The 22,673-nt window shown below is 39.0% G+C and carries 18 protein-coding genes; 10 read left to right on the forward strand and 8 right to left on the reverse strand.

Annotated features, from left to right (window positions below):
• Positions 1 to 2 precede the first annotated feature (2 nt).
• From ABVM50_RS11330 to tsaD, 5 genes are read right to left on the reverse strand one after another with little or no spacing between them, the layout of a single operon-like run.
• The gene (locus ABVM50_RS11330; RefSeq protein ID WP_405198670.1) at positions 3 to 1,091 is read right to left on the reverse strand and encodes an AI-2E family transporter; all 1,089 of its coding nucleotides are present in this window, start codon (positions 1,089 to 1,091) and stop codon (positions 3 to 5) included.
• Between the two features lie 23 nt (positions 1,092 to 1,114).
• Positions 1,115 to 1,618: a TrmH family RNA methyltransferase gene (locus ABVM50_RS11335; protein WP_405198671.1), complete on the reverse strand. Its 504-nt coding sequence runs from the start codon at positions 1,616 to 1,618 to the stop codon at positions 1,115 to 1,117.
• 2 nt (positions 1,619 to 1,620) lie between these two features.
• Positions 1,621 to 2,268 (reverse strand): DUF4159 domain-containing protein, encoded by a 648-nt coding sequence (locus tag ABVM50_RS11340; protein WP_405198672.1) that lies wholly within the window; start codon positions 2,266 to 2,268, stop codon positions 1,621 to 1,623.
• Positions 2,265 to 2,978, reverse strand: coding sequence for a 16S rRNA (uracil(1498)-N(3))-methyltransferase (locus ABVM50_RS11345; RefSeq protein WP_405198673.1), 714 nt, complete (start codon positions 2,976 to 2,978; stop codon positions 2,265 to 2,267). The genes ABVM50_RS11340 and ABVM50_RS11345 overlap by 4 nt, the downstream gene beginning before the upstream one ends.
• 1 nt (position 2,979) lies before the next feature.
• Positions 2,980 to 4,002 carry a tRNA (adenosine(37)-N6)-threonylcarbamoyltransferase complex transferase subunit TsaD gene (tsaD, locus tag ABVM50_RS11350; protein ID WP_405198674.1) on the reverse strand — a complete coding sequence of 341 codons (1,023 nt, stop codon included), beginning with the start codon at positions 4,000 to 4,002 and terminating at the stop codon, positions 2,980 to 2,982.
• 91 nt (positions 4,003 to 4,093) lie between these two features.
• Between tsaD and ABVM50_RS11355 the strand changes: the two genes are divergently transcribed.
• From ABVM50_RS11355 to ABVM50_RS11365, 3 genes are all read left to right on the forward strand, one after another.
• Positions 4,094 to 8,506 carry a translocation/assembly module TamB domain-containing protein gene (locus tag ABVM50_RS11355; RefSeq protein ID WP_405198675.1) on the forward strand — a complete coding sequence of 1,471 codons (4,413 nt, stop codon included), beginning with the start codon at positions 4,094 to 4,096 and terminating at the stop codon, positions 8,504 to 8,506.
• A 94-nt stretch (positions 8,507 to 8,600) separates the two neighbouring features.
• Positions 8,601 to 9,587 carry a 6-phosphofructokinase gene (pfkA, locus tag ABVM50_RS11360; RefSeq protein ID WP_405198676.1) on the forward strand — a complete coding sequence of 329 codons (987 nt, stop codon included), beginning with the start codon at positions 8,601 to 8,603 and terminating at the stop codon, positions 9,585 to 9,587.
• Positions 9,587 to 9,952 (forward strand): methylglyoxal synthase, encoded by a 366-nt coding sequence (locus ABVM50_RS11365; protein ID WP_141877705.1) that lies wholly within the window; start codon positions 9,587 to 9,589, stop codon positions 9,950 to 9,952. The genes pfkA and ABVM50_RS11365 overlap by 1 nt, the downstream gene beginning before the upstream one ends.
• Here the strand turns inward: ABVM50_RS11365 and ABVM50_RS11370 are convergent, their stop codons facing one another.
• The gene (locus ABVM50_RS11370; RefSeq protein WP_405198677.1) at positions 9,953 to 10,336 is read right to left on the reverse strand and encodes a RidA family protein; all 384 of its coding nucleotides are present in this window, start codon (positions 10,334 to 10,336) and stop codon (positions 9,953 to 9,955) included.
• A gap of 11 nt (positions 10,337 to 10,347) precedes the next feature.
• Positions 10,348 to 12,996: a putative LPS assembly protein LptD gene (locus ABVM50_RS11375; protein WP_405198678.1), complete on the reverse strand. Its 2,649-nt coding sequence runs from the start codon at positions 12,994 to 12,996 to the stop codon at positions 10,348 to 10,350.
• 186 nt (positions 12,997 to 13,182) lie between these two features.
• On the opposite strand from ABVM50_RS11375, the gene ABVM50_RS11380 reads away from it, so the two are divergent.
• The 7 genes from ABVM50_RS11380 (at position 13,183) to bshA (ending at position 22,112) form a co-directional block, all read left to right on the forward strand.
• Complete coding sequence (locus ABVM50_RS11380) at positions 13,183 to 14,307, forward strand: N-acetylmuramoyl-L-alanine amidase (RefSeq protein ID WP_405198679.1); 1,125 nt, start codon at positions 13,183 to 13,185, stop codon at positions 14,305 to 14,307.
• A 56-nt stretch (positions 14,308 to 14,363) separates the two neighbouring features.
• Complete coding sequence (locus ABVM50_RS11385; protein ID WP_405198680.1) at positions 14,364 to 15,317, forward strand: MlaD family protein; 954 nt, start codon at positions 14,364 to 14,366, stop codon at positions 15,315 to 15,317.
• Positions 15,318 to 15,324: 7 nt separating this feature from the next.
• Positions 15,325 to 16,665: a 4Fe-4S dicluster domain-containing protein gene (locus ABVM50_RS11390; protein WP_405198681.1), complete on the forward strand. Its 1,341-nt coding sequence runs from the start codon at positions 15,325 to 15,327 to the stop codon at positions 16,663 to 16,665.
• A 29-nt stretch (positions 16,666 to 16,694) separates the two neighbouring features.
• Positions 16,695 to 17,486, forward strand: coding sequence for a (Fe-S)-binding protein (locus tag ABVM50_RS11395; RefSeq protein WP_141877711.1), 792 nt, complete (start codon positions 16,695 to 16,697; stop codon positions 17,484 to 17,486).
• A gap of 79 nt (positions 17,487 to 17,565) precedes the next feature.
• The gene (locus tag ABVM50_RS11400; protein ID WP_405198682.1) at positions 17,566 to 18,051 is read left to right on the forward strand and encodes an ABC transporter ATPase; all 486 of its coding nucleotides are present in this window, start codon (positions 17,566 to 17,568) and stop codon (positions 18,049 to 18,051) included.
• A complete protein-coding gene (locus ABVM50_RS11405) occupies positions 18,051 to 20,978 on the forward strand; it encodes a glycoside hydrolase family 3 N-terminal domain-containing protein (protein WP_405198683.1) in 2,928 nt (975 codons plus the stop codon). The genes ABVM50_RS11400 and ABVM50_RS11405 overlap by 1 nt, the downstream gene beginning before the upstream one ends.
• A gap of 3 nt (positions 20,979 to 20,981) precedes the next feature.
• Positions 20,982 to 22,112 carry an N-acetyl-alpha-D-glucosaminyl L-malate synthase BshA gene (bshA, locus tag ABVM50_RS11410; protein WP_405198684.1) on the forward strand — a complete coding sequence of 377 codons (1,131 nt, stop codon included), beginning with the start codon at positions 20,982 to 20,984 and terminating at the stop codon, positions 22,110 to 22,112.
• A gap of 47 nt (positions 22,113 to 22,159) precedes the next feature.
• On the opposite strand, the gene ABVM50_RS11415 is transcribed toward bshA, so the two are convergent.
• Positions 22,160 to 22,657, reverse strand: coding sequence for a hypothetical protein (locus tag ABVM50_RS11415; RefSeq protein WP_405198685.1), 498 nt, complete (start codon positions 22,655 to 22,657; stop codon positions 22,160 to 22,162).
• Between the last annotated feature and the right edge of the window lie 16 nt (positions 22,658 to 22,673).

The raw sequence follows: 22,673 nt of genomic DNA on the forward strand, positions 1-22,673 counted from the left end.
AATTACAGATCTCTGGTTAGTCGTTTCACTATCTTGTATTCACTCAAAGATTCTTTAGCGATCACCTTTAGCGCTGTATAAAAAGGAACTGCGACTACCATTCCTGCAATCCCAAACATAAGTCCGGCGATCAGGATGATGAGGAATATTTCAAGTGGATGGGATTTCACACTTGCACCAAATATCATGGGCTGTGAAATAAAGTTGTCAATTAGCTGACAAATTGCATAACCCATCATCACGTAGATCAATCTTGGAAGAATAATACTACTAAAATCTGCTCCAAGAAAACTGGAGATTACGAACAAAGCCATTAAAATACCTGCTAACAGTGGTCCCAGGTATGGAACAAGATTCAGGAACGCGCAAATAAAAGCGATGGCAATTGGATTATTGATCTCAAAGACACTAAGTAAAATGGAGTAGAGGAAGAACAATACTGCAATTTGCATGGTTAATCCCACAAAATACCGGCTTAGTAAAACCTTGATCTTATTAAAAACTCTTTGAAATTTCTTTTCTTCTCCATGATTAGCGAACACGAGGATGCTATTCAGCATTAACTTGGAATCTTTCAGGAAGAAAAAGGAAATGAAAATAATCGAAAATACAGCGATCATGGTTGTACCCAATATTCCGAAGACATTATTTAAGAATTGCGGAATTAGACCAACATCGAAGTTTCGTACAAACTCACTTCGTTTCAGACCTTCAATTAAGTTCAGCTCGTTGACCCCTAAATAATTATTAACCTGATCGTTTAAGTCATTCAGATCACTTTTGAAAGCTTCAATATCGATTTGACCTAAATATTTGCTTTGTTCAATAATGATCGGAACAAAAACGAAAATAATACCTACAAATATGGATAGGACCAGCAATAAAACGGTGATTACCGCTATCTGGTTGGGTAGTTTCAGCTTATTCCGAAGAAAGATCACGACAGGTCGACCAACTAGGGCTATGATTCCAGCAATGGCAATATAAACGATTACCGATTGGATTTCCCATAGAAAATAGAGTGCCAGCAGAATACCAACCATGATACCCACTGCTCGTAATATACCGTTCGCGAATTCTTTTGCTTTCACAGCGTAAATATATTATTTCTAACTTAACTGCGTAGAACTTTTGTAATTTCATACAAAGCAATTCCCAGCGATTGGGCGACATTCATGCTGCTGTTCTTTCCAAACATCTCGATATGGTATGCAGTATCACAGTTCTTTAAAATTTCTTCGGAAATGCCATGTCTCTCGTTCCCGGCTACTAAAAGTATTTTTTTTGCCTCAAGATGAAAGTCTGAGATAGGCTTACTTTCTGAAGTGATCTCGACCGCGGTCATTTTATATCCACCGCTCTTAAGATCATTAATAACCTGGGTTGCATCTTCGTAAACTTGAAAATCTACCGTGGTATGGGTATTCCTGGCTGTTCTTTTTAATCGGTTACTGTTCAGATTCGGTGGTGTTCCATGAAAAATAAGCTTTTCAACACCAAATGCATCGGCAAGACGAAAGATACTGCCTATGTTCGCTTCACTGGTGATATTATCTAGCAGCAAAATAACTGGAAATTGTCTGTTCTCAAAATTGGTATTGTCGTGAGTAAGTTGCATAATTAGTTTTCGAATGCGTATTTGATGATGTTTGCCCCCATTTGCAGAGCTTTTAGACGAATCTCTTCCGGGTCATTATGAACTTCCCGACTTTCCCAACCATCACCAAGATCACTTTCTACGGTGTATAAAATCAGTAATCTCCCGTTCTCAAAGATTCCCATAGCCTGAGGTCTTTGCGCATCATGTTCATGGATTTTTGGAAGTCCGTTGGGAAATTTATACTGATTTCCGAATATTTCGTGATCCACGGGGATCTCCTGAAGACTTTGTTCGGGAAATAATTCCTTTAATAATGGCCGGATAAACTCATCCATTCCATAATTGTCATCGATATGCAGGAATCCGCCACTCAATAAGTATTGCCTGAGGTTTTCTTTTTCAGCTTCGCTGAATATCACATTTCCATGTCCGGTCATATGTACAAACGGAAATTGAAATATATCACTACTTCCAGGCTCTACAGTTTCCGGTTTTTCGTTAAGGGAAGTTTGTAAATTCGTATTGCAAAATTTGATAAGATTGGGTAGGGCAGTTGGATTCGCGTACCAATCTCCACCACCATTATATTTTAGAACAGCAATTTCCTGTGCATTTATCTCAAACGATACCAGCATTAAAAAGAGAATTCCAAATACGAACTTTTTCATGAATTTTGATTGATGAGTGCGACTGTGTGACATGCGGCAATCGCTGCAGTTTCAGTACGTAACCTGCTTTCTCCAAGACTTATTTGCTGCCAGTTTTCTTCCATCGCGGTTTTTATCTCATTGGGACTAAAATCTCCTTCAGGTCCAATCAAAATATGGATAGTGCTATTGGCCTTCAGTTTGTTCTGAAGATAAGGTTTCTCTTCATCATCCTCGCAGTGAGCAATTAATTTCATGCCTGGCATTTCTGTCTGCATCAATTCAGAAAAACTAACAGGATCGTTTAATTTTGGGAAATGCATATGCAATGATTGTTTCATAGCGCTCAATAGCACTCGTTGATAACGTTCCAGCTTTACGGTTTTGCGTTCACTATGATCACAAATAACCGGCGTAATTTCGTGCACTCCAATCTCCATCGCTTTTTCTAAAAACCACTCATAGCGATCGTTCATCTTTGTAGGTGCAACGATCATATGTAAATAATAGGGTGGTGCTGGCTGACTTTCAAAAGAACTGATACTTGCAATGCATTGCTTTACATCAGCCTGGATGATCTGAGCCTTGAATAACATCCCATTTCCATTAGTGATGCTTAACTCATCACCTTCGGTTTTTCTCAAAACCTTTACAATATGTCTGCTTTCATCCTTCGGAAAAATTACCTGTTTATCGTTTTCTGAAATATCTGGATTGTAGAATAATTGCATATTATATTTTATATCTCGATTGCGCGGTTACCGAAAAATCGGCAAAATCTTTCTGCAGGTATTTGTGATAACCTGCGATCCCGATCATTGCAGCATTATCTGTCGTGTACTCAAACTTCGGAATAAAACATTTCCAGCCCCATTTGTTTTCAGCATCAACTAAAGCCTGGCGTATTCCACTATTTGCAGAAACTCCGCCACCAATGGCCACTTGATTGATACCGGTTTTTTTAACTGCCTTTTTCATTTTATCCATTAAAATACCTATGATCGTATATTGAATAGAGGCGCAGATATCTTTTAGATTCTTTTCAACAAATTCAGGATCTTCTTTTGTTTTCTTCTGAATAAAATATAAAACGGCTGTCTTAAAACCGCTAAAACTGAAGTTCAGGTCATCAACTTTCGGCTTCGTAAATTGAAAAGCTTTTGGGTCGCCTTCCCTGGCGTACTTATCTATTAACGGGCCTCCTGGATAGGGTAGCCCCAAAATTTTTGCACTTTTATCGAAAGCTTCACCAACTGCATCGTCCAGTGTTTCGCCAATAACTTCCATATTAAAGTAATCTGAAACCTTCACGATTTGGGTATGTCCGCCACTTATGGTCATAGCCAGAAATGGAAACTCAGGCTTGTCAAATCCTTCCTCTTCAATAAAATGTGCCAGTATATGTGCCTGCATATGGTTGACCTCGATCAAAGGTACTTCCAGACCCATAGCAAGTGACTTGGCAAAAGAGGTACCAACGAGCAAAGAACCCATAAGTCCCGGACCTCTTGTAAATGCAATTGCAGAGAGATCTTTTTTGTCGATATTTGCCTTTTCCAAAGCCTGGTGGATCACTGGAACTATATTCTGTTGATGCGCTCGTGATGCAAGTTCTGGAACAACTCCACCATATTGTTTGTGTACTTCCTGAGTTGCAACAATATTGGAAAGAATTTTACCGTTGGAGAGTACGGCAGCCGCCGTATCATCACAGGAAGATTCTATTGCGAGAATGTTTATTAAATGATCAGCCATCAGATTTATTTGGGAATAGATATTGTAAATTAGTCGCAAAGTTAAAACATAAAAACGTATCAAAAAATTCTGGAAAATACTAACGAAAACAGTGGTTGCAATTGTTTTGTTATTCATTATTTTATTGATCGTGTTTTCTATTCCTGCTGTTCAGACTTCAGTAGCAAGAAAACTCACCAATTCTCTTCAGGAAAATAGTGATGTCAATATAGATATTGGTCGTGTTTCAATTAGTTATTTTGGGGATATTCTTCTGAATGACATCTATGTGGAAGATCACCATGAGGATACACTATTTACCGCGAAAGAGATCAGTTCTTCTATTCTAAGCTACTCTAAGCTTATGAGTAACGCACCAGAACTTGGGGATACAAGAATTGATGGCCTGAACATGCATATGCGCAGGTATAAAGGTGAAGACAGGGATAATCTGGGTATACTTATTCAAAAACTTCAGAAGGAACCAACAGGAGATCCTAAGGATTTTAATCTTACTGCGGAAGATGTACAGATCACGAACAGTCGCTATAGTTTCATCGATGAAAACCTTGACCGCTCTGATGTTCTGGTCGTTGATGATCTTAATATTTACGCAAACGAGCTAAGGATCTTTAATTCCAATATAGATATTGATATTGGAATGCTGCGCGGCTACGAGCATCGCGGGATTCAAATAGATCAGCTTTCAACGCTATTTCACTATGATCCAAACAGGATGAGCCTACAAAACATGATCCTGCAAACTCCGGGATCTATGGTCAATGCCGATCTTTCTTTTGAATACGACCTCTCAGATTTTTCAGATTTTGAGAATCTTGTACAGGTAGAAGCGAAGTTTCGGGAAAGCATACTGAACTCCAATGATCTAATTACATTTTATGGCGGGTTTGGAGAGAATCAACTTGTAAAGTTTCAAACAGAACTTACTGGTACTTTAAATGATTTTCGGTTAGACGGATTCCGACTTCAGGGTCTCGATAGAACAGAAATCTATGGGAATTTTCAGGTTGTTGGTTCTTTTTCAGATGAGCCGAATTCCTTTAAATTAGATGGTAGTTTTTCAGATTTTAACACGAACTATTATGATATGATCAACTTCCTGCCGGGAGCGCTTCAAGGCCAATTACCTCAAACTCTACGGGATTTCGGAAATGTGAATATCAAAGGGAATACAGTGGTAACAAATGGCTTTCTTGATGCAGATGTTGTGATAGCCACACAATTGGGATCTGCAGATGCAGACTTTGAACTTAATAATTTCAATAATTCTGCTGTCTCAAGTTATAAGGGGAAATTGATCTTTAAGAACTTTAATCTTGGTCGTTTGATCGGGAATACTCAATTAGGGAAAGCGAGTTTTGATATCGACTTTGACGGGAAAGGTCTGGACCAGGAAAACCTGAACACGCAGTTGAAAGGAACCATTGCTAAATTGGAATTCAATAATTATGCTTATTCCAATATCCAGATCATGGGGAATCTTCGGAATCCTCTTTTTAATGGTTATTTCAAGTCGAATGATCCTAATCTGGAGATGGAATTTAATGGTCTGGCAGATGTTTCAGAAGAAACCAATGTGTATGATTTTGAAGCTTCCGTAGGATATGCCGACCTGCATGCGCTTAATTTTGTGAATAGAGATACGGTTTCAGTCTTCAAGGGTGATGTGATCATGAATATGCAGGGAACTAATGTTGATAACGCATTTGGAGATATTCTGCTTCTAAATACTTCTTATAAAAACCAGAACGATCTTTATTATTTTGATGATCTTAATATAGCTTCCACATTCGATGGCCCAGTTCGAACTATCATGATAAATTCCCCAGATGTAATTAATGGAGAGGTAAGCGGAGTTTTCAAAGTGAATGAAGTTGGTGCGCTAATAGAAAATTCCATAGGTAGTATTTACACGAACTACAAACCAAAAACTATCACGACGAACCAGTATATGGAGTTCGATTTTGATATCTATAACCAGATCGTCGAAGTTTTTTATCCTGAAATTGAACTGGCACCGAATACATTTATTCGAGGTCGTGTGGAGTCTGATGAATCTGAATTTAAACTAACCTTCAGATCTCCAAGAATCGATTTCTTTGAAAATATGGTGGAAGACATTAACCTTCAGGTTGATAACACGAATCCTATCTATAACACCTTCTTCGAAGCCGATAGCGTTTCCACCGATCTTTATAAATTTTCAGAATTCAGTTTCATTAATGTGACTCAGCGTGACACCCTATTCATACGTTCAGAATTTAAAGGAGGAAAGAATAATTCTGATGAATTTAATCTGAATCTATTTCATACTATAAATGAGAATAGTAAATCTGTGGTTGGAATACAGAAATCAGATTTTAAATTCAAAGAAAAAGTTTGGTACCTGAATGAAAATAGTGATCGTAGTAATAAAATAGTTTTTGATAATAGTTTCCGTGATTTGCAGATCGATTCGCTTGTCATGAGTCATAAGAATGAACAAATCCGACTCAGCGGAAATATGCGGGACAGCACCTATAAAAACTTTAAAATGAAGTTTAGTGAGGTAGATATTGGAAAGATCACTCCAGAAATAGATAGTCTCGACCTAGCCGGGATTCTCAACGGCGATCTCGAGCTACTTCAGGAAGATGGTGCTTATTTCCCGGTTTCAAACTTAAGGATCGACCAGTTCCAGGTGAATGATCTTGTGATGGGTGATCTGGTTCTAGACGTAAGCGGAAATCAGGATCTAAGTGCTTATTCGGTTTACGCTCAACTTGAGAAGGAAGGTATCGAATCATTATCTGCAATAGGAGATATTAATGTGAATGGCAGCGAACCAAGGATCGATCTGGAAGTGAACATGAATCGCCTGAATATGGGTGTATTTACGCCTTTGGGAGCAGATGTTCTTACAGATATTAGAGGATTTGCCACAGGAAGGGCTTTCGTTACCGGAAATTACAAAAATCCCGATTTCTCCGGATCTTTATCTTTAGCTGAAGCTGGATTACGAATCCCTTATTTGAATGTAGATCTAAATTTCCAGGAAAATGCAGAGATAGATCTTACCCAGCAGCAATTTGTATTTGATAACATTGATATTGTAGACACCAAATTCAAAACGAAAGGAACATTGGATGGTCTAATATCTCATCGTAATTTTTCTGAATGGTTTCTGGATCTAACGCTGGTTTCAGACCGGATCCTTGTCCTGGATACTGAAGCCGATGAAGACGCACTCTATTATGGAACCGCATTTATTGATGGTGAAGCTTCGATCATGGGACCTACAGATGAATTGGTGATAGAAGTGAATGCAGCTACCGAGAGAGGTACAGTTTTTAAAATTCCTCTAAGCGATACTGAATCTGTGGGAGATAATTCTTTTATAAGATTTTTAAGTCCGGAAGAAAAAGCAGCACGTCTTGCTGGAGAAGAAATTGAAATTCCCGAAGTTAAAGGTCTCGAACTGGTTTTTGATCTTGATATTACCAATGATGCTGAAGTTGAAGTTGTCGTAGACCAGACCAGCGGAAGTACATTGCGTGGCAGAGGTTCCGGGAACTTACTATTGGAGATAAATACCAATGGAAAATTTAACATGTGGGGAGATTTCATTGTTTATGAAGGAGTCTATAACTTTAAATACGCCGGACTCGTTCAAAAGGTATTCACTGTAGAATCTGGCGGAAGTATTAACTGGGATGGAGATCCTATGGATGCCCAACTGGATGTAAGTGCCGTGTACTCATTGAACGCGAATCCTGCCGTTTTACTGGAAAACCCATCGGTCAATCGAAAGATTCCTGTTGATGTAGTTATTAATTTACAGGGAGAAATTGCACAGCCAGAAATTGGTTTCGCGATAGACTTTCCAAGTGCTAGTTCAACCGTTAAATCTGAATTACAGTATCGAATAGATGATAGGGCTACTACCGAGTTACAGGCATTGTTTCTGGTTACTCAGGGAACATTTTACAGTGAGTTTGGATTACGTGGCGCTGCAATTTATGGGACACTTGCCGAAAGAGCTTCCAGTATCGTAAACGATATTTTTGCTGATGATGATGGTAAATTCCAGGTAGGCGTCAATTATGTACAGGGCGACCGGACTCCAGATCAGCAAACCGTGGATAGGTTTGGTTTGACATTGTCCACCCAGATTTCAGATCGTGTATTAATAAATGGTCAGGTGGGTGTTCCCATTGGAGGGGTAACCGAATCTGTGATTATCGGAGATCTGGAAATTGATTTTCTCCTGAATGCTGATGGTACCTTAAGAGCTTCGGTATTTAACCGTGAAAATAACATTCAGTTTATTGGTGAGGAGATAGGGTTTACACAGGGAGTCGGCCTATCTTACAACGTGGACTTTGATACCTTTAAAGAGTTGATCAGGAAGATCGCAAGCACTACTATTGAAGGTTTTGACGATTCAGAAGAAGAAAAGGATCCTGCGACCCCGTCACCTGCACCAGATTTCATGAATTTCAAGTCTGAAGAAGAAAATGAATAATGCACAAACTTCAGAAATAAATAAAATCTGGGAGTTTATTTGATTGGCTTCTTAAAATTTAGTTTGTAGTTTTAATCTATTAAGAAAATTACCAATGAGTAAGAAATTGAAAAAGATTGGGGTGATGACTTCCGGTGGTGATTCACCGGGAATGAATGCTGCGATTAGAGCGGTTGTAAGAACCTGCGCATATTACCATGTAGATTGTGTTGGATACTATCGTGGTTTCCAGGGAATGATCACAGGAGAAAGCATTCCATTAACTGCACGTAGCGTGCGAAATACAATCAACCAGGGTGGAACGATATTACAGTCGGCTAGATCCAAGGAATTTATGACCAAGGAGGGTCGGGCTAAAGCTGCTGCCAATCTTAAAAAAGAAGGTGTAGACGCTATGATCCTTATTGGAGGTGATGGAACATTTACCGGAGGTCAGGTATTTAGTCAGGAGCATAATTTTCCAGTTATTGGCGTGCCGGGAACAATTGATAATGACATTTTTGGAACTCATTATACCATAGGTTACGATACGGCATTGAATACGGTTATCGAAGCTATTGATAAGATCCGTGATACGGCGAGTTCTCATAACCGATTATTCTTTGTAGAAGTAATGGGTCGGGATGCAGGTTTTATAGCTCTGAATACCGGTATTGGCGCTGGTGCTGAAGAGATTTTAATTCCTGAAGAAGATCTAGGTCTGGATCGACTATTGGATTCGCTAGAACGTAGCCGAAGAGCTGGAAAAACTTCCAGTATCGTAGTGGTTTCTGAAGGTGATAAAATTGGAAAGAATGTTTTCGAACTCGCAGAATATGTGAAAGAGAACCTTCCTTTTTATGATGCTCGGGTAACCGTTCTAGGACATATTCAAAGAGGAGGAAGACCATCCTGTTTTGACAGGGTTCTGGCAAGCAGACTTAGTGTAAAAGCTGTTGAACTACTCTTAGATGGAAAGCGTAACCTGATGGTGGGAATGATGAATAATGAAATTGAAAGCTGTAGCCTGGACCAGGCATTAAAAGGGAAGCATAATATTAATAAAGATCTTTTACGTATTTCTGAAATACTCTCAACTTAATGAAAACAATAGCAATCATTGCCCATGACGGGAAGAAACCTGAAATGGTTCAGTTTCTGAATCAGTTTAATGAAGTTCTGAATTCGAAGGAAATTAAGATCATTGCCACTGGAACTACTGGTGCTAAAACCGAAGCTGCTGGTTATAAGGTAGAAAAATTACTCTCTGGTCCTTTGGGTGGAGATGCTCAAATCGCTGCCAGAATTGCTGAAAAGCAGGTTGATATGGTCATCTTCTTCAGAGATCCATTGGATAAGCACCCTCACGAACCAGATATTTTTATGCTAATGCGATTATGCGACGTCCACAATGTTCCCTTAGCAACAAATCCTGCAACTGCCAGACTTTTAATTAGAGGTCTGTAGTTAGAATTTAACCGCGATCGCACTAATTTCAACATTTACAAACTTTGGAAGATTAGCAACTTCCACAGTTTCTCTTGCCGGAGCATTTTCTGAAGCGAAATATTTCGCATAGACTTCGTTGATCTTTCCGAAGTTGTTCATGTCACTTATAAAAATTGAAGTTTTGACTACATGGTCAAGGGTCAATCCGGCTTCAGTCAAAATAGCCTTCAAATTTTCCAGTACCAGTGTTGTTTCAGCTTCAAGATCTTCAGTTTTTAGATCACCGGTGGCTGGATCTATCGCGATCTGTCCGCTGATATATAATGTGTCTCCAGCAAAAATTGCCTGGTTGTAAGGTCCTATGGGTGCCGGGGCATTGTTGATCTTAATGATCTTTTTCATAACTGAATTTTTTATAATGTTCTATCGCGATCCCGTCGCTTTTCATATTTAATATCACTCAATACGCTTGCCTTGATCCTGATTAGGAAGTTCCATGACTTTCTAGGGCCAAAAGGAACCCAGCTAAAACTCATCAGCCAGCTATCAAGATCACGTTGAAAACGTAATTGAGTAGGAGTAACCCCGCTATTCACAAGGTCATATCCTGTACTCGCTCCAATTTTCCATTTTGGCGCGATCTCTATGTTTCCATTAAACATTAATGAATGTGCAGATACGGTATTCTGTCGGGCAGAATTCGTATAATTCATAGCATAAGCTACACGAACATCCCATGGGATATTATAATTGTACCATCCATTTTCATTCTCCTCCTCATCACCTTCGAAAGGATCTTCATCGAAAAGACGGCCATCTTCGCCCATTCCTGTTCCGAAGAGATCATCAGGACGTCCACCATTTCTATAGGTTTCATTATCCATATCATCGGTTTCTTCCTCTTCAACACCTTCAAAATCCTTGTTGGAAAAAGAATAGCCAAAGTTCACGGTTCCCGCAGTAAGTCGAAATAAACTTCCGCCGTTCTCTATATTCAGCTTGTCAATCCTGCGATTATTATTATCCAGGGCGTATATATCCAAATTCCCTCCAAAGTTAATATCCAGCTTATTTTTGATCACCGGAATGGACCCACGAAGTGAAATGGGGGACAAGCGCAAAGAATCTCCCGCAAGGTTATAACTTGTTCCTATACTGAAGTTATTTAGTAAAGTGATCTTTTCCGGTTCTATTGCAGTACTATCTCTAGACCTAACCTTGGCCTCTATGGTATTACTTAAGCTGAAGCCCAGTGAACTGGAAAAATTTCTTCCCGGTGCACCATATAAAGTTCCGTCAAACCTTGAGTAATCAACAATCTCTTCAATGATCTCTCCATTTTCATCTTCAGATTCCTGGATAAACTGATCATAAAACCGGTCAAAACCGGGATTGATATTATAACTCACTGAAGGTCTCATGACATGGCGAATCGCCTGTATTTTTTTGTCCTTTCCGAAGGTTTTTCTCCCATATAGCGTAGTTCCAAGGCTAGTATTGAAGTTGTAAGTACGATAGGAGTCAAAACCTTTAATTGTGTCTATCACTACATCATCCAATACTGGATCGTAGGACCTTTCAAAAGTTCTGGAAACCCAGGTTTCTTCATAGCTGGTACCTGTGGAAACACTAAGATATTTGAAAAGTTTAAAGTTCGTGTTTAGCGGAATGCTATGCTGTGCGCCCAGTCTTGCATCATCAAACATCGCCGGAGTAAGAAAAAGTGAATCGGCAGTATTGATCTGGTTCTCTGCCCGTAAATTATACTGAAGGTTAATATTTTCAATAAAACCTTTTTTACTGCCCGAAGCTGGAGCTAAAGGATAGATACGAGACATACTCAATTGTAAAGTAGGTAAACTAAGATTCACCGAATTAGTTCTGGTGTTTTGGGAGTGACGTGCGGCCAGACTCAAATTCACCTGAGGTTCACCGGGAAAGGTCTTACTATATGAAACCGAAGAGTTTAGTTCGTTATTCAGGTAATTTCCTGTGTTGGCCTGGTTGATGGATTCGGCATAATACTCGCTGCTACCTAAGTTTACAGAAGCTGAAAACCTGGAATTAGGACTGGCTTTTGGATCCTGACTATGAGACCACTGGATGTTATAGCTGGATCTTTCGGCAAAGTCGGGAAAACCTCTTTCGCTCGTGAATAACTTTTCAAACCTTACTCTCGCATTTCCACGATACTTATACCTGTTAGCGTAATTGGATGAAAATTCCAGAGTGTAAGAGCCGTTCGTGTAGTAACTACCTAAAGCCAGTAAATCCACATAATCACTAATAGCAAAATAATAACCACCATTCTGAAGATTATAACCATACTGGGAATCTCCAAACGACGGAATTATAAAACCTGAAGTTTCTTCATCTGTTAAAGGGAAATACCCAAATGGAAGTCCTAGAGGAGTAGGAACGTCTGCAATATACATATTCACGAGCCCGGTCACGATCTTTTTCTCAGGTACGAACTTGATCTTCCTCGCATAGAAGAAATACTCCGGGTTATCTACATCCTGAGAAGTGGTAAACCGAACATTCTTCATAAAGTAAACCGAATCATTTTCCCGTTTGGTCACCATACCTTTTACATTAAAGTCGGCTTCCTGGGTTCGGGAATTATAAACCAAAGCTCTTTCAGTATCAAAATTGAAACGGAGTGAATCTGGCTCTACCTTTCTATTGGCCTGGGTGAAAATAGGTTTTTGAATATATTCTCCAAGAGAATCCTCAATTCCGTAGGCGAAAAACTCATTCTTATTATTATCGATAACGATGAGTCCGGCTTCTATGGTCATATCACCATAGACGATCTTTGCTTCGTTGTACAGGTAGATCTTATTCTCTTTTGGGCTTAAGCGCATATAGTCCTTGGCGCTATAATCCACAACATCGGTAATAAACTGGGGTTTTTTGATAGAATCCTGCTTAACGGTATCGGTAACCTGCAGGTTCTGAGCAATCTCTTCCGGAGTAACCGTGGGAGCTATACTATCTTTCTGACTTTCAACAGGGATCGAATTATTTCCAATCTCCTGAGCATGCAAAAGTGAGGTCATAAATAGCGTGAAAACTAAGCAAAAAAGTGTATTGGGGATATTTGTTTGCAATGCTTTAAGTGCTATTTTTGTACGGATTGGCGTGCTTTTTGCAAATCCAAAATTACATATATTTTTTTAGCTGAGTTTTGAGACTGCAGGAAAAATAGTAATAAAATATTCACCCCACACAAGCGTTAGCTTTCTATGAGAACGAACTTACTTAATCTTTTCGTATTCACAAGCCTTTTCTTTATTACATCAACGGCAACTTTTTCTGCTGAAATCCCTCCAAATTTGGATGAATTCGTAGTGGTTCTGGATGCAGGTCACGGCGGAAAAGATCCCGGTAATATGGGTAATGGTTATAAGGAAAAAGATATAGCGCTAAGCATCATCTTGAAGATTGGTGCCGAGCTTGAAAAATATAAGAATATAAAGGTAGTGTATACCAGAAAGTCTGATGTGTTCGTAGAACTTTTCGAGAGAGGTAGAATAGCCAATGAGGCGGATGCAGACCTTTTTGTATCTGTACATTGTAATTCTCATAATTCCCAGGCATCAGGAACCGAGACTTTCGTGCTTGGACTTAACAGGAATGAGACCAATTTTGAAGTGGCGAAAAAAGAAAACTCGGTGATCTACCTCGAGGATAACTATGAAGTTACTTATGCCGGGTATGATCCTAATTCTCCTGAATCTACCATTGGACTCACCATAATGCAGGAAGAATATCTAGATCAAAGTATCCTGCTTGCAGATCTTGTTCAGAAACAATTTACCAATACCTTAAAGAGAAAGAATAGAGGAGTTAAGCAAATGGGACTAATTGTGCTGCATCAAACCTACATGCCGAGCGTACTTGTAGAAACTGGTTTCCTTACAAATAACCAGGAGGGACCTTATCTTAATAGTTCTCGAGGTAAGGATGATATGGCCCGGGCAATTTCCAATGCAATTCTTAATTATAGTAAAACCATTAATTTAAATACCCTGGAGCAAGTATCTGAAAATCAATCCAATGAAACTGTAGATAAGGGGGTTTTACTAGAATCCCAGGTTTTTAAAGATGTACTGTTTAGAGTGCAGCTGGCGGCCGGCTCAAAAAAGCTGGATACTAAGCCTTACAACTTTAAAGGTATTAAGGATGTAAGCAGGGAGAAAGAAGGTAAGCTTTATAAGTATTATTATGGAGCAACTTCAGATTATCTCAAGATCCAGAGAATGCACAATGAGGCGGTAAAAAGTGGATACACAGATAGTTATATCGTAGCCTTTAAGAATGAGCAAAAAATAACGCTTAACGATGCGTTAAAATCAAAGCTAAAATAGAAGAGCTTTTCTATTTTTATTTCTAAATTTGTGCGTATTCACTTAAAAAATTGCTTTTGAAATATTCCAGAGAGGTAAAAACTGCCGTTCTAGCTATCGTAGCGATAGTTATTTTATTGTTTGGTTATAGTTTTCTCAAGGGAGAAAATCTCCTCGCCCAGAATCGAATTTTCTATGCTGAATATGATGATGTAGAAGGACTCTCACCATCTTCTGAAGTTACTATCAACGGTCTTAAAGTTGGTCAGGTAAGTAGCATAGAGTTTAAAGATAATTCAGGTAGACTTGTTGTTAGTTTTACTGTAAAAAATGATTTCAAGTTCTCTAAGAATAGTAAGGTGAATATTTATGGTGGAAGCATCATAGGTGGAAAGTCTTTAGCTATTGTTCCAAATTATGATCAGAAATCTGAATGGGCTCAGTCCGGAGATACACTTGAGGGTGATAAAGAAGAAGGGATCATGGAGCTTGTGAATGATAAACTGACTCCATTACAGAATAAACTGGAGAACACGATCACAAGTGCAGATTCGATGTTGACGGCCATCACAGAAATTTTAGATGACTCTACCAGGAACAATATTCGCGGTACTTTTAGAAATCTTGATGCTACCGTATCCTCATTCAGAGTAACCGCAGATGAGCTTCAGGGTATAGTAAAGGGGAATAGTTCTAAGATCGATCGAACGTTTACGAATCTTGATGAGATGTCTACGAACTTTAATAAGTTTTCAGATACACTATCCACGATGAATATTGGCAAGATCACTTCAGATCTTGAGAAGGTAATTGCAGATTTTGAAGGAATCTCGAATAAATTGAACAGCAAGGAAGGTACCGCAGGGAAATTGATCAATGATGATGCTGTGTATAATAACCTGGATCAGGCAACCAAACAGCTAGAACAACTCCTACAGGATATCAAACTTAATCCAAAGCGCTACGTTCATTTCTCAGTTTTCGGTAAGAAAGGTGGAGAATATGAAGAACCGAAAGATTCCTTAAAATAAATCTATCATGCAAATTGTTTCGCAAATACTATTTGTGATCGCTCTTTTAGTGGGCGTTGGCTTTTTCGCCAGAAATATTAAAAGACTTATTCGTAATATCAAATTAGGTCGGGAAATCGATCGAACAGATAATGGTGGAGAAAGATTTGCCAAGATGGCTAGGATAGCTTTAGGGCAGAGTAAAATGGTGAAAAGACCAGTTTCCGGGTTTCTGCATATTATCGTTTACGTTGGCTTTATTATTATTAATATAGAAGTTCTCGAAATCGTTATCGATGGAATATTAGGTACACACAGAATCTTTTCTTTTCTAGGTGGTACTTATGATGTCCTTATCGCGAGTTTCGAAATCTTAGCTTTCCTGGTATTCGTTGGAGTAGTGATCTTCTGGATACGTAGAAATGCACTTAATATATACCGTTTCCTAGGTCGTGAATTGAAAGGCTGGCCTAAGAATGATGCGAATTATATCCTGTATTTCGAAATGGTGCTAATGGCATTATTTCTTATCATGAATGCTACAGATTATCAACTGCAAATGAATGGAGCAGATCATTATGCTTCAGAAGCAGGTATTATGGGGAGCTTTCCAATAAGTCAGTTTTTGCTTCCTATTTTCGACGGAATGAGCAATGCGACTCTTATTATTATTGAAAGAGCTGCCTGGTGGTTACATATTCTTGGAATTCTTTTCTTTCTGAATTATTTATACTACTCAAAACATTTACATATTCTACTGGCGTTTCCTAACGTATATTTTTCAAAACTGAGTCTTCAGGGGAAAATGGATAATCTGGAGGCAGTTCGGAAGGAAGTAGCATTAATGATGGATCCAAATGCCGATCCATTTGCAGCTCCTGCGGAAGGGGAAGATGAAGGCGAGCCAGAAAAATTTGGAGCTTCAGATGTTTTTGATCTCAACCAGGTTCAACTGCTGAATTCCTATACCTGTACAGAATGTGGAAGGTGTACCTCTGAATGTCCTGCGAATCAAACCGGGAAAAAACTTTCTCCTAGAAAGATCATGATGGACACTCGTGATAGACTCGAGGAAGTAGGGGAGAATGTTACTAAGAACGGAAAGTTTGAAGATGACGGTAAGCAATTACTTGATGACTATATCCTTAGAGAAGAACTATGGGCGTGTACTACTTGTAATGCATGTGTAGAGGCCTGTCCAGTGGGAATCGATCCACTATCTATTATTCTGGATATGAGAAGATACCTGGTGATGGAGCAAAGTGCCGCTCCTAATGAGTTATCCATAGCGATGACAAATATTGAAAACAATGGTGCACCATGGCCTTACAACCAGATGGACCGTTTGAACTGGGCCAAAGAAAATTAATACAATAGAATTTTATAAAGATCGATAATATGGCAGAAGCACTCAAAGTACCTACAATGGCAGAATATATGGCTGAAGGCAAAAAGCCTGAAGTTTTGTTCTGGGTTGGTTGTTCGGGAAGTTTCGATGATCGTGCTAAAAAAATCACCAAGGCATTTGTAAAACTTTTGCATAAAGCTGGAGTTGACTTTGCTGTTCTGGGAACCGAGGAAAGCTGTACCGGGGATCCTGCAAAAAGAGCCGGAAACGAATTTCTTTTTCAAATGCAGGCTGCTACAAATATTGAAGTGTTGAATGGATATGAGATCAAAAAGGTGGTTACTGCCTGTCCTCACTGTTTTAATACTATTAAAAACGAATACCCTGCACTTGGCGGAAATTACGAGGTAATGCACCACACTCAGTTTTTAAAAGATCTTTTGAATGAAGGTCGCTTAAAAGTTGAAGGTGGAAAATTCAAAGGAAAGAGAATTACTTTCCATGATCCATGTTATTTAGGTCGCGCAAACAATGAATATGAAGCTCCTCGTGATCTTCTGCGGAAGCTTGAAGTTGAGCTTGTGGAAATGCGTAAGTGTAAGAAGAATGGCTTGTGCTGTGGAGCCGGAGGAGGACAAATGTTTAAGGAACCTGAACCAGGAAACAAGGATGTAAACATCGAACGTACTGAGCAGGCTATGGAAGTGAAACCTGAAATAATTGCTGCCGGTTGTCCTTTTTGCAACACCATGATGACAGATGGGGTTAAGAATAAAGAAAAGGAAGATAGTATCGAAGTAATGGATGTTGCTGAAATGATCGCCAGCGCAGACGAACTTTAAATTCTAAAAGTTAAAAGACCAGTCTCTATTTGACTCCAAGGCTAAATCAATTAGATTTGTGTGAATACAAATTTAGCCTATGTTAGTACCATTTGATAGCCTTTCAGAAGATTCAAGAGTTTGGATTTATCAGGCAAATAGATCTTTTACAGAAGAGGAATTACAGGAGATCTCATCAAGATTAGACCAGTTCATTGAAAGATGGACAGCACATGGAGGAGATCTTAAGGCTTCCTACGATATCAAGTACAAAAGATTTATTACGATTGGCCTGGATCAGAAATTGAACGCTGCAACAGGTTGTTCCATAGATTCTTCCGTGCAATTCATTCAGCAACTGGAGAAAGACTATAACGTTGATCTTCTCGATAAAATGAATGTTTCCTATAAACAGGGAGAATTTGTTGCTTATAAAACACTTACCGATTTTAGAAAAATGGCAAAGGATAAAGCGGTGTCCATGAATACGATCGTATTCAATAATCTCGTTAATACCAAAGCCGAATATCTTACAGAATGGGAAGTACCTGCTTCTGAGAGCTGGCATAAACGCTTCATGAAATAATGATATTGAGAACCCTGTCCCTCAAATTACCACTTTTACTTTTTTTATTTTTCAGTCTTGGTGCATTCTCCCAGGTGAAAAATCCATTGTTTACCAAAGATCACGCTGCTCAAAAGCAATGGGTGGATAATACGTACGACTCCATGAATCTTAAGGAAAGAGTGGGGCAGCTATTCATGGCGAGTATCTGGTCTAAAAATGATAACGAAGCCGATACTATTCGTAAGCTTATTGCTGAAAATCATATTGGAGGTCTTATTTTTTCCAAAGGAGGTCCGGTGAAACAGGCTCAGTTGACCAATGAGTTTCAGAAGATGTCTAAAGTTCCTTTGCTAATTGGAATGGATGCTGAATGGGGACTTGCTATGCGACTTGACAGCACATTTGCCTTGCCATGGAATATGACTCTTGGCGCCATACAGGATAATCAACTGGTAGAGGAAGCTGGCGCAGCTATTTCCAAGCAAACTAAGAGATTGGGTGTGCACTTTAACTTTGCCCCAGTAGTGGATATAAATACCAATCCAGACAATCCAATTATAGGTAACAGGTCTTTTGGGGAAGATAAATTTAATGTCACTGAAAAATCTCTTGCTTTTATGCGAGGAATGCATTGCGAGGGAGCACTTAGCAGCGCAAAACATTTTCCAGGTCATGGCGATACAGATTCAGATTCGCATAAGACGTTACCAACGATTAATTTCTCTGCGGAAAGGATCGAACGCGTAGAACTTTATCCTTATAAAAAACTAATTCCTGAAGGGCTTAGTAGTATCATGGTAGCACATCTTAATGTCCCTGATTTAGAGCCTACAGATGGTAAGCCTGCCTCATTATCCAAGGATATAATTACCGATATACTGAAAAAAGAGCTTGGCTTTAATGGCCTTATTTTCACCGATGCACTTGACATGAAAGGTGTTTCGAGAAATATGGAACCTGGTGAAGTTGATCTTGATGCTTTTCGTGCGGGGAATGATATCCTGCTAATGAGTGAAGATGTTGGCAGAGCTTCTCAAAGTATCATGGATGCTGTGAATGATGGTACTATTAGTGAAAACCGATTGGCACTTTCAGTGAAGAAAATATTATATGCTAAGTATAAGGCTGGTCTACATGATTTTAAACCGATTAGTACAAATTTCCTGATAGAAGAACTATATACTTCTCGTGACGAAGCTTTGCTGGAAGAGCTTTATGAAAATGCTGCAACGCTTATCAAAAACAATAAAGCTGTAGTTCCGGTTAAAGATCTTTCAGATGAAAAGATTGCCTATGTGAATTTTGGGGACGATGATGGTAGTGTTTTTCTTCAGCAGCTAAAGAAATATGCAAAAGTAGATTGGGTTCAGGCAGATAAGCTGGCCTCGCTACTTGACAAACTGGAAGACTATGATCGAGTAATCATTGGTTTCCATAAATCGAATAGTAGTCCGTGGGCATCTTACAAATTTTCAAATAACGAATTGGTGTGGCTGCATGAGATTGCCCGTAAAAACAAGACGATCCTTGCACTATTCGCAAGACCTTATGCACTACTTGATGTAAAAAGCTTTACGAATATAGAAGGAATCCTAATTGGTTACCAGAATCATCCACTCGCTCAGAAAAAGGTAGGTCAGATAATTTTTGGAGCAGCCCAGGCGAAAGGTCGTCTTCCGGTTAGCATCCAGAATGAATTTCCAGCAGGAACCGGTTTTAATACTAAGGATGTTGATCGCTTAGCTTATGGAACTCCGGAAAGCGTTGGAATGAATTCCTATAAACTTCAGAAGATCGATAGTATTATTAATTATGCTATTTCAGAAAAAATGACCCCGGGAGCACAGATACTTATTGCCCGCCAGGGTAAAGTGATTTATCAGAAGAATTTTGGCCATCAGACTTATGAAGAAGAGCTACCTGTGACCGATACTACGGTTTATGATCTGGCATCTCTTACCAAGATTCTGGCTACTTTGCCGCTGGTCATGGAGTTAGACGAGAAAGAAGTTCTTGATTTTGATACTACGCTTGGTGAATTACTTCCTTCATTAAAAGGTTCGAATAAATCCAATATCAAGTTGCAGGATATGTTGATGCACTACGCTCGTTTACAAGCCTGGATCCCATTTTATATCTCTACCCTCGATCCTGAAACCAAAGGACTTTCTACCGATTATTATAATGCACTACCATCTGAAACTTACAATACACAGGTTGCAGATAATATGTTTATAAGAAAGGATATCGGGGACACCATAATGAATACGATCAGGCTTAGCGACCTTGAGACAACGAGGTCATATAAATACAGTGATCTGCCATACTATTTGCTAAAGTATTACCTGGAGAGCTATTATGAGACTTCACTGCAGAACATTACACAGGAGCATTTTTACAAATCCCTTGGTGCAAACTATACCGGGTACTTACCTAAAACAAGGTTTGATAGCCTCCAAATTGCTCCTACAGAAAATGATCAATTATGGAGAGGGCAGGTTGTTCGTGGATATGTTCATGACCAGGGTGCTGCGATGCAAGGAGGAATTGGAGGTCATGCAGGTTTATTCAGTACTGCAAATGACGTCGCCAAGTTGATGCAGACCTATCTAAATGGCGGTTCTTATGGTGGGAAAAAATACTTGCGCGAAGAAACCATTGAGAAATATAATACCTGCTATTATTGTGAGCAGAATGTAAGAAGAGGTGTAGGTTTCGACAAACCACAGCTTGGAACCTCAGGACCAACCTGTAACTGTGTGTCTATGAATAGTTTTGGACATAGTGGGTTTACAGGGACATTCGCCTGGGCAGATCCTGAAGAAGAGATAGTTTATGTATTTTTATCAAACAGAACTTATCCTGATTCAACGAACAGGAAACTCATCAGGGAAGATATCCGGTCTGAGATCCAGAAAGTGATATACGAATCTATAGATTTCTAATTAATGAAAATTGCAATTGTTTGTTATCCAACTTTTGGTGGTAGCGGAGTAGTAGCCACCGAGTTGGGCCTGGCGCTTTCCAGACGTGGTCATGAGGTACATTTCGTGACCTATAAGCAACCTGTTAGACTGGAAACAATTTCCAGTCATATCAGGTTTCATGAAGTGAACGTACCAGAGTATCCTCTATTTCATTACCAACCCTATGAGCTTGCTTTAAGCAGCAAACTTGTAAATGTTATAAAGAATTACGGTATAGAACTTCTGCATGTTCATTATGCGATACCTCATGCTTATGCTGGTTATATGGCTAAAAAGATGCTCGCGGAAGAAGGAATCGAAATTCCAATGGTGACTACTTTGCATGGAACAGATATAACCCTGGTTGGAAATCATCCATTTTATAAGCCTGCTGTTACCTTTAGTATCAATAAAAGTGATTATGTTACTTCGGTTTCAGAAAGCTTAAAAGAGGATACCCTAAGACATTTTGACGTAAAAACAGAAATTGAAGTTATTCCTAACTTTATTGATGTATCTAAATTTCAGAAGAAAACATTTACAGATTGCCAGAGAGAACTAATGGCTCAATCTGACGAAAAAATTATTACACACGTAAGTAATTTTCGAAAAGTAAAGCGGGTTGATGATGTCGTGAAGATCTTCTTTGAAATTCAGAAATCTGTAAGTGCCCGTTTAATGATGGTAGGTGAAGGTCCGGAAAGAGAAACAGCGGAAAAACTGGTTCGCGATCTGGGAATTACAGACAAGGTCCTTTTCTTAGGGCAAAGCAATGAAATCGATAAGATCCTGTGTTTTTCAGATCTGTTCCTTTTGCCTTCTGAAACTGAAAGTTTCGGTCTGGCTGCACTTGAAGCAATGGTTCACTCTGTCCCTGTAATATCTTCGAATACAGGAGGTTTACCGGAAGTCAATAAAGATAATGTCTCAGGTTATCTACATGACGTAGGTGATGTATCTGCAATGGCAAACAGTGCTATTTCAATTCTGAAAACAGAAGAAGTATTAAGAAAATTCAAAAGGCAGGCTGGAGAAACTGCAAGGGACTTCGACATTAATATGATCGTTCCAAAGTATGAGGAACTTTATAATAAAGCTATGAGTAAAGCATAAAAAAAGGAGCCGATTGGCTCCTTTTTTTGTTGTTATCTTCTCTTCAATTAGAATTGATATCTAATACCTAAAGCGACATCTGGAGTAAATTCATTGTGATCATCATAGTCTGAAAATCCAATTTCCGGTCTGAAATCTAATGATAACAATAGTGGGAAATCAAAATTATATTCGATCCCTACATTACCAGCTAGTAATGCAAAAACACCATCATTACGATCTATATCACCTCTACGGTTGTCATCGTAATTACCAAGTCCCGCACCAGCACCTACATACCAGTTAAAACCTCCTTCAATGTTCCATACCCATTGGTACAATCCAACAAGTTTGATAGCATCGTAATTACTATCATTTCTCCATCCAAGATCGAACTCTAACCTATTGTTCTCACTTGTTGCTCTCTGATATGAAACCTCGGCACCAAAGCCACCACCATCACCCACTCTTAAACCAAGTGCGTTTTTAGAGATTTGCTGTGCGCTTGCCTCATTCAGAAAAACAGCTCCAAAAATAAAAGCTGCAAAAAGAACTACTTTTTTCATGTTTGATTGTTTTAAA

Source organism: Christiangramia sp. LLG6405-1, assembly GCF_045055805.1.
GTDB lineage: Bacteria > Bacteroidota > Bacteroidia > Flavobacteriales > Flavobacteriaceae > Christiangramia.

Coding starts and splice junctions, on each gene's coding strand:
- ABVM50_RS11335 (WP_405198671.1), bottom strand. CDS start 1,618: ATGCAACTTACTCACGACAATACCAATTTTGAGAACAGACAATTTCCA.
- ABVM50_RS11340 (WP_405198672.1), bottom strand. CDS start 2,268: ATGAAAAAGTTCGTATTTGGAATTCTCTTTTTAATGCTGGTATCGTTT.
- ABVM50_RS11345 (WP_405198673.1), bottom strand. CDS start 2,978: ATGCAATTATTCTACAATCCAGATATTTCAGAAAACGATAAACAGGTA.
- tsaD (WP_405198674.1), bottom strand. CDS start 4,002: ATGGCTGATCATTTAATAAACATTCTCGCAATAGAATCTTCCTGTGAT.
- pfkA (WP_405198676.1), top strand. CDS start 8,601: ATGAGTAAGAAATTGAAAAAGATTGGGGTGATGACTTCCGGTGGTGAT.
- ABVM50_RS11365 (WP_141877705.1), top strand. CDS start 9,587: ATGAAAACAATAGCAATCATTGCCCATGACGGGAAGAAACCTGAAATG.
- ABVM50_RS11370 (WP_405198677.1), bottom strand. CDS start 10,336: ATGAAAAAGATCATTAAGATCAACAATGCCCCGGCACCCATAGGACCT.
- ABVM50_RS11375 (WP_405198678.1), bottom strand. CDS start 12,996: ATGACCTCACTTTTGCATGCTCAGGAGATTGGAAATAATTCGATCCCT.
- ABVM50_RS11380 (WP_405198679.1), top strand. CDS start 13,183: ATGAGAACGAACTTACTTAATCTTTTCGTATTCACAAGCCTTTTCTTT.
- ABVM50_RS11390 (WP_405198681.1), top strand. CDS start 15,325: ATGCAAATTGTTTCGCAAATACTATTTGTGATCGCTCTTTTAGTGGGC.
- ABVM50_RS11395 (WP_141877711.1), top strand. CDS start 16,695: ATGGCAGAAGCACTCAAAGTACCTACAATGGCAGAATATATGGCTGAA.
- ABVM50_RS11400 (WP_405198682.1), top strand. CDS start 17,566: ATGTTAGTACCATTTGATAGCCTTTCAGAAGATTCAAGAGTTTGGATT.
- ABVM50_RS11405 (WP_405198683.1), top strand. CDS start 18,051: ATGATATTGAGAACCCTGTCCCTCAAATTACCACTTTTACTTTTTTTA.
- bshA (WP_405198684.1), top strand. CDS start 20,982: ATGAAAATTGCAATTGTTTGTTATCCAACTTTTGGTGGTAGCGGAGTA.
- ABVM50_RS11415 (WP_405198685.1), bottom strand. CDS start 22,657: ATGAAAAAAGTAGTTCTTTTTGCAGCTTTTATTTTTGGAGCTGTTTTT.